11 protein-coding genes are annotated in these 12,227 nt (G+C 41.2%); 7 read left to right on the top strand and 4 right to left on the bottom strand.

The features are described 5' to 3' along the window. Positions 1–49 precede the first annotated feature (49 nt). From MSG66_RS06235 to tcuB, 4 genes are all read left to right on the top strand, one after another. Positions 50–844: a substrate-binding domain-containing protein gene (locus MSG66_RS06235; protein WP_324652987.1), complete on the top strand. Its 795-nt coding sequence runs from the start codon at positions 50–52 to the stop codon at positions 842–844. A 131-nt stretch (positions 845–975) separates the two neighbouring features. Beyond that, the gene (locus tag MSG66_RS06240; protein WP_262474640.1) at positions 976–1,905 is read left to right on the top strand and encodes a LysR family transcriptional regulator; all 930 of its coding nucleotides are present in this window, start codon (positions 976–978) and stop codon (positions 1,903–1,905) included. A gap of 103 nt (positions 1,906–2,008) precedes the next feature. Beyond that, the gene (gene tcuA / locus MSG66_RS06245; protein ID WP_324652989.1) at positions 2,009–3,415 is read left to right on the top strand and encodes an FAD-dependent tricarballylate dehydrogenase TcuA; all 1,407 of its coding nucleotides are present in this window, start codon (positions 2,009–2,011) and stop codon (positions 3,413–3,415) included. Then, positions 3,405–4,538, top strand: a complete 1,134-nt coding sequence (tcuB, locus tag MSG66_RS06250) for a tricarballylate utilization 4Fe-4S protein TcuB (protein ID WP_133975238.1) — start codon at positions 3,405–3,407, stop codon at positions 4,536–4,538. Before tcuA ends, tcuB begins: the two co-directional genes overlap by 11 nt. A 76-nt stretch (positions 4,539–4,614) precedes the next feature. Here tcuB and MSG66_RS06255 read toward each other — a convergent pair whose 3' ends face one another. Further along, on the bottom strand, positions 4,615–5,148 hold the full coding sequence (locus MSG66_RS06255) for an HPP family protein (protein WP_133975240.1): 534 nt from the start codon (positions 5,146–5,148) through the stop codon (positions 4,615–4,617). Positions 5,149–5,246: 98 nt separating this feature from the next. On the opposite strand from MSG66_RS06255, the gene MSG66_RS06260 reads away from it, so the two are divergent. Beyond that, positions 5,247–5,795, top strand: a complete 549-nt coding sequence (locus MSG66_RS06260; protein ID WP_324652993.1) for a TetR/AcrR family transcriptional regulator — start codon at positions 5,247–5,249, stop codon at positions 5,793–5,795. A gap of 43 nt (positions 5,796–5,838) precedes the next feature. Here MSG66_RS06260 and MSG66_RS06265 read toward each other — a convergent pair whose 3' ends face one another. Next, positions 5,839–7,068, bottom strand: coding sequence for a CaiB/BaiF CoA-transferase family protein (locus tag MSG66_RS06265; RefSeq protein ID WP_324652995.1), 1,230 nt, complete (start codon positions 7,066–7,068; stop codon positions 5,839–5,841). Between the two features lie 67 nt (positions 7,069–7,135). Then, entirely contained in the window at positions 7,136–8,356 is a 1,221-nt protein-coding gene (locus tag MSG66_RS06270) for an acyl-CoA dehydrogenase (RefSeq protein ID WP_324652997.1), read from the bottom strand. Positions 8,357–8,602: 246 nt separating this feature from the next. Between MSG66_RS06270 and MSG66_RS06275 the strand changes: the two genes are divergently transcribed. Next, positions 8,603–9,550: a LysR substrate-binding domain-containing protein gene (locus tag MSG66_RS06275; protein ID WP_324652999.1), complete on the top strand. Its 948-nt coding sequence runs from the start codon at positions 8,603–8,605 to the stop codon at positions 9,548–9,550. A gap of 105 nt (positions 9,551–9,655) precedes the next feature. Here the strand turns inward: MSG66_RS06275 and MSG66_RS06280 are convergent, their stop codons facing one another. Next, positions 9,656–10,831 (bottom strand): zinc-binding dehydrogenase, encoded by a 1,176-nt coding sequence (locus MSG66_RS06280; protein ID WP_133976397.1) that lies wholly within the window; start codon positions 10,829–10,831, stop codon positions 9,656–9,658. Positions 10,832–11,234: 403 nt separating this feature from the next. Here MSG66_RS06280 and add point away from each other — a divergent pair. Beyond that, on the top strand, positions 11,235–12,227 hold a 993-nt coding region (add, locus tag MSG66_RS06285; protein ID WP_324653001.1), incomplete at its 3' end, for an adenosine deaminase.

The raw sequence follows: 12,227 nt of genomic DNA on the forward strand, positions 1-12,227 counted from the left end.
AGACCCTAAGTCACCGTACTGTGCTCTTTTACAATTAAAGTGAGGCACTATGAAAAAGTCCCCTATCTTCAAAACTATTTGCTTAGCTGGTGCGGGCTTAGTATCTACTTTTGTTAATGCAGATACACTCGAAGTGATTAGCTCAGGTGGTTTTTACTCATCTATGGAAAAACTCATTCCAATATTTGAAAAGCAAACTGGTCACACGGTTCACCTCTCGTCTGGTTCATCCATGGGTTCATCGCCAACGGCAATCCCAAATCGACTCGGTCGTGGTGAACATTTTGATGTGGTGGTGTTAGCTGCTCCTGAACTAAACAAGCTTGCAGAAAAGGGTTATGTAGACCCAAATTCACAAAGTGCTTTGGTTAATTCAAGCATTGGCATGGCTATTCCTAAAGGTACCCCAAAACCAGACATTAGTTCTGCTGCAAAATTCGAAAAGGTTTTATTAAATGCAAAGCACATAGGCTATTCAGCAAGTGCAAGCGGCACGCATCTTGAAAAGAATGTTTTCCCAAGCTTCCCGTCTGTGGAATACAAAGTAATTTCTGGTAAAGCGGAAAAAGTGGTAGGTGACCGCGTTGCAAAGCGTATCGCCGAAGGCCAGTTTGATATTGGTTTCCAACAAATTAGTGAAATCAAACCTTTTACTGGCAAATATGGACAAGTTGAGTTAGTGGGGCCAATTCCTGCACCTTATCAAAAAGTCACCATTTTTGCGGCTGGTATTGGTAAAAATTCTGAACATAAAAAAGTGGCAAAAGAATTAATCCAGTTTGTGAAATCACCACAAGCAACACAAATTATTGAAGAACAAGGTCTTGAGCAGGTCAAACAATAAAAGCTATAAAAGGCAACGTCTTGAGGTGATGTTGCCTCTACTCTATTGCCGATTTACTCAAAGCAATAGAACAAAATATATAGTAATAAACCAGTGTAGAATCATCAATAAAGGTTAATGTAGTATTTACCGTGGAACTCAAACAGTTAAAGTATTTTATTGCAGTGATCGAGTCAGGAAGCTTGGGTAAAGCTGCAAAAAATCTCGATATTGGAACTTCTGCATTAAGTCAGCAAATCTCAAAATTAGAAAGCGAGCTTTCCATTCGCCTTTTACAACGTACCGCTCTGGGTACAGTTCCCACCCCTGCGGGTTTGGCTTTTTTTCAACAGGTTCAACTTGCGCTTAGACACCTAGACCATGCCGTAGATTCTGCACATTCTTCACGCTTAAGTGGCCACGTCACCGTGGGGTTTTCGCCGAGTGTCGCGGCTGTTATAGGCACACATTTTTTAAAGCTCATGAGAAATCGTTACCCCGACATTAAAGTCCGTTTAATTGAAGGCTTATCGGGCGATCTCAAAACATTGGTCAATGCAAGACAACTCGATGTTGCAATTATCTTTAGCGACGATGTCGACCCGCAGTGGGCCATACAGCCTCTAGTCAAAGAGCAAATGTTTTTAATCTCGCCTAAAGAAGTGCTGAGCCAGTACTATCTTGAAAGCTGTATCGACACTCAAACCATTACCCATCCACAACTGAAAGAACTTCCGCTTATTTTACCAAGCCAACGACATGGACTGCGCTTGTTGCTCGAACAGAAAATTCATCAACTTAAAGTCACCTATGAAATTGATGGGCTACATTTGCTAATGGAAAGTATTAGCCATCTAGAAATGGCAACCATCCAACCTGCGGGTGCAGCATTAAACTCTCGGCAAGACTTATGTTTGCTACGCATTGTAGAACCTGCCATTGAACGTATTAACTATTTAATTAGTCTCTCTGAAGAAGAAATTTCGCCTGCCACTTTAGCCACTAAAGTGGTGATTCGAGCCTGTGTCACCAACTTAGTTAATGAAAAATGCTGGCCCGGTGCGGAACTCATAAACACTTAAGCCATTAGTGTTTATTTTTAATAAACACCCATTCAAGCTTAGCCTCTCACTTCACCCTCCCTTTTAAAGCTACATTAGCCCTAGCTGAGAAAGGGAGAAATCCATGCATGATGTGATTGTAATTGGTGGTGGGAATGCCGCACTGTGTGCCGCGCTCACTGCAAAGGAAAATGGCGCTTCTGTGCTGGTGCTAGAAGCAGCGCCTAAAGAATGGCGTGGTGGTAATTCACAACACACCCGTAACCTTCGCTGCATGCATGACGCTCCCCAGGATGTATTGGTTGATGTCTACTCAGAAGAAGAATATTGGCAAGATCTGCTTAAAGTAACTGCTGGAAAAACCAATGAACACTTAGCACGACTTGTCATTCGTAGCACAGCAACCTGCCGCGACTGGATGCGTAAACATGGCGTGAATTTTCAGCCGCCGCTATCGGGTGCTTTACATGTTGCACGTACCAATGCATTTTTTATGGGTGGCGGTAAAGCCCTCATTAATGCGTATTACCGTAGTGCCCAAGCGCTTGGCATCGAAATTTTATACAACACAAAAATTAAAGATCTAAAGTTAAACCAAGGACAGTTTGAAGCAGCGATTGCTGAAGATGGTAGTGTGTTTAAAGCAAAAAGCTGTGTATTGGCCGCAGGTGGTTTTGAGTCAAATCTAGAATGGTTAAGAGAAGCATGGGGACAAAATGAAAATAGCGAATGGCCTGCCGATAATTTCATTATTCGTGGTACTCGCTTTAATCAAGGCAACTTACTCAAATTTATGATAGATCAAGGCGCCGATATTATTGGTGATCCATCGCAATCACACTGCGTAGCCGTAGATGCACGAGCCCCCTTATATGACGGCGGCATTTGTACCCGAATTGACTGCGTTTCATTGGGTATTGTGGTCAATAACAAAGCCGAACGTTTTTACGATGAAGGTGAAGACTTTTGGCCCAAACGTTATGCGATTTGGGGCCGACTTGTTGCCAAACAGCCTCAGCAAATTGCCTATTCAATTATTGACTCAAAAGCGATTGGTCGTTTTATGCCACCTGTGTTTGCGGGTGTAAAAGCAAACAGCATTCAAGAGTTAGCCGAAAAAATCGGGCTGGATGTAAAAACCTTATGTCACACCGTAGAAGAATTTAACCAATCTTGCGTGCAAGGCACTTTTAACCATACCGTTTTAGATGACTGCACCACCGAAAATATTGTTCCTAATAAAACCCATTGGGCCGTTCCTCTCGACCAGCCACCCTTCTATGCCTATGCCCTAAAACCCGGCATTACCTTTACCTATTTAGGTTTAAAAGTCGAAGACGATGCTGCTGTGCGTTTTAATAATAAAGCTAGCCGCAACCTGTTTGTCGCAGGTGAAATGATGGCAGGTAACGTACTCGGTCAGGGATACACCGCAGGCGTCGGAATGTCGATCGGAACAACGTTTGGGCGAATTGCCGGAAAAAATGCAGCCCACTATGCACTTTCACAAGGAGTTGAACATGAATGCTAATAGCAAAGCCCTAATTCCAGTTGTTCAGCTCTCTGACCATGAGCAAGAAGTTCAAAGAGCCCTACAGATTTGTAATGCTTGTCGTTACTGTGAGTCATTTTGTGCTGTATTTGCGGCCATGACCAAACGCCTTGAGTTTAATCAAGCCGATATTCATTACCTCGCAAACCTGTGCCATAACTGTGGTGCTTGCCTACACGCTTGCCAATATGCTCCACCACATGAGTTTGGTGTAAACATTCCAAAAGCAATGGCGCAAGTACGTTTGGAAACTTACCAAGAGTTTGCTACGCCTCAACCGCTAGGTAGACTTTATAAGTCTGTGGGTATTCCGTTTGTCTCGGCGTTAACACTTATTTTCTTTTTTTGCATGTTAGGTGTGGTGTGGTACAAAGGCACCGACCTATTTGCAGGCTACCAAGGTAATTTCTATGCGATTTTCCCGCATAACTTTTTAGCTCTATTGTTTGGAGCAACCTTTACCATTGCGATTGTTCTGCTCGGCATTGGAATTAGTAAATTTTGGCGACAAACCTCTAAAGTCATCCATGGCAAAGTTGAGAAACCCGACCTGCTCCAAGCCACCCAAAATGTATTAACGCTTAAATATTTAGATGGTGGACATGGCAAAGGCTGTAATGAGCAAGATGACCGCTACACACAAATCCGCCGTGTGTTCCATCACCTGACGTTTTATGGCTTTATGCTCTGCTTTGCAGCTACAGGTGTAGCGACTTTATATCACTATTTTCTTGACCTACATGCACCTTATCCTTACCTAAGCTTGCCTGTGATTTTAGGAACTTTGGGTGGAATTGGCTTAGTTGTCGGGCCATCTGGCTTACTCTATTTAAATCTTAAACGCCATCCGTTACATGGTGACCGCGAGCAAAAACCTATAGATCGAGGCTTTATCTTCCTTCTACTTATCGTTAGCGCTTCAGGGCTAGCACTCATGGCATTTCGCAATACCCCTTACATGGCACTTTTACTGATTTTCCATTTAGCCACGGTCATGACATTCTTTATTACCATGCCATTTGGAAAGTTCGCACATGGTTTTTACCGCAGTGCTTCTTTACTCAAATTTGCCATCGAAGAACGTATTTCCAAGAAATCATAATTTCACAAAAGCATTCACTATCTTGGCGTAGTGAATGCTTTTATTGTTTTTCGGCTTAGAACACTTCATGCCTTCCCTACTTTTTACTATTGAAAATTCCTAAGCCATACATCGGCCACTTCGTGCTCGCTTTAATATTATTAATCAGCATCGCCACCAAGACTAAAGACACTGCACCGACCAAAACAGGGAAAATCAAAAAACTCCACTCGTAATGTATGCTGCTCGCGGTAAGCAAAATAACCAAAGGATTGGCACCCGCAGGTGGATGAACACATTTAAAAACTTGCATGAGTGCAATGGCACAACCCACTGAAAAAGCAATTGTAAAAATAGAAACACCCGCAAATTTTAGAAAAAACAATCCCACAAAAGCCGAAATAAGATGCCCAAATATAATATTTCTCGGCTGTGCCAAAGGAGACTGTGACACCGTATAGAGCAATACACAGGTCGCACCAAACGGCGCCATAATAAAGATATTATGTGTAAGTTTACTCAACCACAGAAGTATAAAAATACTGACTGTACCCCCAATAAGACTTCTTAAAATATCAACTTTAGTGGGCGATGGAGCCAGTTTTTCTTTGCCATGAAAGATCGAGAACATTGTTTTATTCCTCTAACAAAAAGTTGCTTTTTAAAAAGCATATAGATAAAATTCCAAATAGTACAGATCTGTACTATTTTATTTTTTGGAAAAGTTTTATGTCAAAATCTGCCTTAAAAATATTAGATACAGCCGAGAAGTTATTTAATGAAAATAGTTTTGTTGGCGTTGGCGTTGACCTGATTCGCGATGAGTCTGGCTGTTCCAAAACCACCATGTACACTTACTATAAAAATAAAAATCAATTGGTTCAGTCTGTACTGATTGCTCGTGATGAACGCTTTAAGCAAAGCCTTTTAGGTTATGTGGGAGATGCAACGGGGTTAGAGGCTATTAATAAAATTCTTGATTGGCACACCAATTGGTTTAGACAAGATTTTTTTAAGGGCTGTTTATTTGTAAGAGCGGTCGCTGAATCTAACCAAGATGATCAAGACATTATTTCTATTTCTAAAGCCCATAAGCAATGGATTAAAGTACTGATTGCGGAAAACTGTAATATACCCAATGGTGAAGCTTTATCTGAACTAATCTATACGGTGATTGAAGGGCTAATTAGCCGCTTTTTAGTCGATGGTTTCGATGAAACACTTGCGATAAATATGAAAAATTCTATTAATCAATTATTTAATATCAATCAAAATTAATAATTGCAGCCCGAGAGCTGCAATTGAATAAATGGAATTTTAGCTACGCAACTTCCCCATCAATAATGCCTTTCTCTTTTAACGCTGCTAATTCATCAGTTGTTTTAAATCTCGATAAAATTTGAGCGGTATGTTCACCGAGCTCTGGCGGTGCGTGATGATATTCAACTGGAGTATCAGACAACTTGATCGGTGAGCCAATCGTTTGAAAGTTTTCATTTAAACGATGAGGAATATTCACCACCAAATTGCGATGTACAATTTGTGGTTCAGCCAAGGCATCTTCAATAGAGTTGATAACACCTACAGGTACTTTAAGCGCATGAATCATCTCGACCCATTCTTTAGCGGTTTTCTGCAAAAAGTGCTCCGACAATAAAGGAATTAGTTCATCTCGATACTTTACTCGGTCTTGATTACGCACAAATTTTTCATTTTCGAGCAGCTCTGGATAACCAATCGCAATGCACAAATCTTTAAACTGTTTGTCGTTACCACACGCAATAATAAATTCTTTATCTTTAGCCTTAAAGGTTTGATACGGCACAATACTTGGGTGCTGATTACCCATGCGCTGTGGTGCTTTACCTGAGGCTAAATAGTTCATTCCCTGATTTGCCAGTGCCGCAACCTGCACATCAAGGAGTGACATATCAATATATTGACCACGCCCTGTGTGCGAACGTGCAATCAAGGCAGCCTGAATGGCAATGGTTGAATACAATCCAGTTTGAATGTCTACCACAGCCACACCAACCTTTTGCGCACCACCGCCTGTGACATCATAAGGCTCACCGGTAATGCTCATTAAGCCAGACATACCCTGAATAATAAAATCATAGCCGGGTTCTTCTGCACGCGGACCATCTTGCCCAAAACCGGTAATCGAGCAATACACAATGTTCGGGTTCAGCTCACTTAATGAGGTATAGTCCAAACCATATTTAGCCAAAGATCCTGTCTTGTAGTTTTCAATTACAACATCGGCAGTCTTAGCAATTTCATAAATTAAAGCCTGACCTTCGGGTGTAGTAATGTCCACAGCAACAGAATATTTATTGCGGTTGGTACACTGAAAATAGCCAGATTCACGGGTCATGTTTCCATCTTGATCAGGCATCCATGGTGGCCCCCACATACGGGTGTCATCACCAACTCGAGGACGTTCAATTTTAATCACTTCTGCGCCAAGGTCTGCCAAGATTTGTCCACACCACGGACCAGCAAGCACACGACTTAAATCTAAGACCCGAATTCCTTGTAATGCACCCATAACGATACCCTTATCTTTTAAAAAAGTGCTCTTGAAAGAACACCTCCATCTTTTAAAAATGAATGAGTTAGTTACTAAATGCCGCGATGCCTGTTTGTGCACGACCTAAAATCAAGGCATGAACGTCATGTGTACCTTCATAGGTATTTACGACTTCAAGATTAACTAAATGACGTGCCACACCAAATTCATCACTAATACCGTTTCCACCCATCATGTCGCGTGCCATGCGGGCAATATCAAGCGCCTTTCCACAGTTGTTACGCTTAATTAAAGATGTGCCTTCAACTGACGCAATGCCTTCATCTTTCATACGACCAAAACGTAAAGCTACTTGCAAGCCTAATGCAATTTCAGTTTGCATATCTGCAAGTTTCTTTTGAATCAATTGATTTGCAGCCAACGGACGACCAAATTGTTTACGGTCCATGGTGTATTGATGTGCGGTATGCCAACAGAACTCGGCAGCACCCATTGCACCCCATGCAATGCCATAGCGGGCACTATTTAGGCAAGTGAACGGACCACGTAATCCTCGAACTTCAGGGAATGCGTTTGCTTCGGGTACAAAAACGTTATCCATCACAATTTCACCCGTAATCGATGCACGTAAACCGACCTTGCCATGAATGGCAGGCGCAGATAGCCCTTCCCAACCCTTTTCTAAAATGAAGCCTCGAATATCACCCACATTACCTTCAGCAGAAACTTCTTTTGCCCACACTACAAACACATCAGCAATTGGGCTATTGGTAATCCACATTTTTGCGCCAGTTAAACGGTAACCGCCGTCAACTTTTTTAGCACGGGTAATCATACTGCCTGGGTCTGAGCCATGGTCAGGTTCTGTTAAACCAAAACAGCCAATGAATTCACCAGTTGCCAATTTAGGTAAGTACTTCTGTTTTTGCTCTTCGGTACCAAATTCATGAATTGGAACCATCACCAATGAGCTTTGCACACTCGCCATAGAGCGGTAGCCCGAATCGACATATTCAATTTCACGCGCAACCAAACCATAACTCACATAGTTCAAACCCGCGCCGCCATATTGCTCAGGAATAGTTGGCCCCAATAAGCCAAGCTCTCCCATTTCACGAAAAATAGACGGATCTGTTTTTTCATGACGGAACTGTTCAAGTACACGTGGTTGCAAGCGTTCTTGGCAATAGGCATGAGCCGCATCACGAATCATGCGTTCATCTTCGGTAAGCTGTTGCTCAATTAAAAATGGGTCTTGCCAGTTAAATTGAACTTTTGCTTTTTTTGTTGTCACCATGTGATTCATCGCATCCTCTGCTTGATTTGATCTTCTTTATTTAACTCGATGTTATGCGTGAAAAATGCAGTAATCAAACGATAAATCTTCATGCAGATATGCGACTTACGCATATTTAAAATAAGTCGCATTAAATTTAGATAATTAATTGGTTGTATTTCATTAAAAATGGCTTATTTTTAGACTAAACTCTGCTATCTGCATTTAGGTCATATGCTTTTTTGAAATATGACGACAAATAAAAGGATTTTATTTATGCGAAGAAGTATCCCGTCAATTCAGGGCCTGATTTGCTTTGAAAGTGCAGCAAAACATCTCAGTTATACCTATGCTGCCCAAGAGTTATGTATTACCCAAAGTGCGGTCTCTCGCCAAATTCAGCAGTTAGAAGATTTCTTGAGTGTTGAATTATTCATACGCACTCGGCACGGCGTTGAACTCACCATTGCAGGTCAGCAATATTTTAAAAGCATTAAACCATATTTATTAGGGCTAGAAAAATGTACGGCCGATGTGATTTCTCATAAGGGTTTAGGCGGAACATTAAAGCTAGGCGTGGTGCCTACCTTTGCAACGCGCTGGTTATTACCCAAGCTCCATCTTTTAAATCAAAAATACCCTGAAATTACAGTTCACTTAGAAACCAGTACCAAACCTTTTTTATTTAACGACAATATTTTTGATGCTGCGATTTTTGCAGGTACACAGCAGCAGATTGATCACTGGCCCGGCATACAAGCCCATTATTTAATGGATGAAGAAATTGTGCCTGTTTGCTCCCCAAGGCTGATCGAAAAGTATTTTCCAGATGCCATCATGATCAATGAAAATACCTATGACTTAAGCTGCGAGGATTTACTAAAAATTCCCCTGCTGCAACAAACCACTCGACCTAGCATTTGGCAAGAATGGTTTCTGACTCATCACATGCAACATCCAAAACCCTTTGATGGACAACGCCATGAGTTATTTTCAATGCTTGCGGTTGCTGCAAGCCATGACATGGGAATGACTCTAATTCCGCAAATGTTGATTGAATCTGAACTACAAAAAAAAGAACTTGTGATTGTTTCCAATAAAAAACTAAAAGGCAGCCGAAAGTACTATCTCATTCACTCAAGCCAAGACATCACCCCAACCATTCAAAAATTTGTTGACTGGATTCACCACGAATTAGAGCAGCTAAAAAGTAGTATAAATTAGCTCAGCAGCTTTTATTGAATACCCAATATTGCGACTTATACTCATAAAAAAAGATTGTGATTGATGAAATCACAACCTTTTTAGTTAAGCATCAATTACTTTGAATTAATGACTCATCAATTGAATGCCTGAACCACTACGTTTTGGGTCAATCAAAATTTTGGCATGTTGTTCAGGGTCGCGTAACGCTTCAAATGCACTCATAACACCCTCTAAGCCGACAACACCGGTAATAAGTGGCGAGCAGTTCACTTTACCTTCTGCAATCATGTGTAGCGCATCTCGGAACTCAAGTGGTGTATACCCCAACACAAACTGAATTTCTAACTCTTTATTAATCGCAAGTGCTGGTTCTATTTTGTCACTTTGCATGCACACCCCAACCCCGACAATTCGGGAAAACAAAGGTGCACCTTCAATAATTTGCTGTAAAACACCCGGTACGCCAACACATTCAAAAATAACAGGACGTTTTGGCAAAGCACCCAACTTATCAATCATGCGCCATCCATGCCACCATGGTAAACGTGTCGCTTGTAACTTATCAAAAAGCCCCATGCCCATATTGATCGCATCAGAAACATTGCCCAGCAAACCAAACTCTTTCCAGTTGGCAAATGGCGATGTCTGTTTAGGATCTACCACAATATCGGCACCACATTGCTCGGCAAGCTTACGGCGGTTTGGTGAAAAATCACTAGCAACCACGGTTTTAACCCCAGCCGCTTTAAGCATTAAAATAACACCTAGCCCAACAGGGCCACAGCCAATCACAATAGCAGGTTCACTGGTTTTCACACGGCTACGGCGAACGGCATGCAATGCAACTGCCATAGGTTCAGTCATGGCAGCACTATCTGCATCTAGACCATTGGGCACTTCAAACATTAAACTCGATTGAGCTAGTACTTGCTCGGCATAGCCACCCGAAGCATTTGGTGAAAGCCCTGTAGATAAATAACCATGCTGATCTACATTTAAAAGAGGCATTGCACAAACGAGTGTATCGGCTTTAAATTTATGACGAGTTTTTGGGCCATAATCTAAAATTTTGCCACAAAACTCATGACCAAGTACGAATGGATCAGTAGATTTAGCTAAACCATTAAACCCGACACGTGCGGCTAAATCATGCATGTGGTCACAGTGATGTTGCATATGTAAATCAGAGCCACAAATCCCGCATCGAACCACTTCTAATAACACCTGTCCTTTTGCAGGAGTTAATTTCGGTTGGTCTACTACTTCTAATTTTGCTTGATGACAAAGTACCGACTTCATTTGAACACTTCCTATTTCTTCTTTTTCATTTACTTGCCAGAAATAGATTTCTACAGATAAATTAATCGCCTTATCAGTTTGGTCTTTAGCAAGCCTTTGCTCATCTTTACAACTAAAAAGCAAAATACCAATGACCATTCTTTAGCCAATCTATTCTTAAATAGTCAACAGTAGACAGGCTCAGCGAGATTAAAAACAATAAAAATCTTAGTGCTTGTATCTTACACAGACTGCGTTATCTTCTTAGGCCAGAACAATGTCATCAAAATTAAAACTTAAACGAATATCTTAAGTTCAAAAAACTCAACTAAACCCCTTTTCACAAAAACATAGCAAATCCAAACTTTTATCAGTGACCCTAAACAGGCATGATGAATTGATACGAACCGATAAGAAGAAATCTATGATTACAAAAACGCTTCCCCTTACTGATATACATCGCCACCTTGATGGCAATATCCGTATTCAAACGATTTTAGAATTAGGGCAACAATACCATTTAGATTTGCCTGCCTACGACATTGAATCTTTACGCCCACACGTACAAGTGATTGACAACCAACCTGACTTATTAAGTTTTTTATCTAAGCTGGATTGGGGGGTAAAAGTATTAGCGAGTTTAGATGTCTGTAAACGCATTGCATTTGAAAATATGCAAGATGCTGCACAACAAGGCCTAGACTATGTAGAACTTCGTTTTTCGCCGGGTTACATGGGCATGACCCATCAACTACCACTTGAAGGCGTTGTTGAAGCGGTTATAGCTGGTGTAAAAGAAGGCAGTCAGACTTACGGGGTAAAAGCGAATTTAATTGGGATTATGAGCCGTACTTTTGGTCAAGAAGCCTGCGAAAAAGAATTAAATGCTCTACTTGCCCATAAAAATGATATTAAAGCTTTAGATCTTGCTGGAGATGAGCTTGGCTTTCCGGGCAATTTATTTATTGATCACTTTAAAAAAGCGCGTGATGCAGGTTGGCACATTACGGTGCATGCAGGCGAGGCTGCCGGCCCAGAAAGTATTTGGCAAGCCATTCAAGAATTAGGTGCTGAACGAATTGGACATGGTGTTAAAGCAGTTCAAGATTTGAAGCTGTTAGATTATTTAGCTAAACATAAAATTGGCATTGAATCTTGCCTCACCTCAAACATTCAAACAAACACAGTACCCTCACTAGCACAACATCCATTAAAAACTTTTTTAGAACATGGTGTGCTTGCAACGATTAATACGGATGACCCTGCTGTAGAAGGTATTGAGATACAACATGAATATTTAAGTGCTGCCCCATTGGCAGGATTAACTCCTGAGCAAATTTATACAGCTCAAGAAAACGGTCTTAAAATCGCATTTTTATCAGAACAAGAAAAAGATGAGTTAAGACAGAAATATCAA

The organism is Acinetobacter sp. IK31, assembly GCF_035615195.1.
GTDB lineage: Bacteria > Pseudomonadota > Gammaproteobacteria > Pseudomonadales > Moraxellaceae > Acinetobacter > Acinetobacter calcoaceticus_C.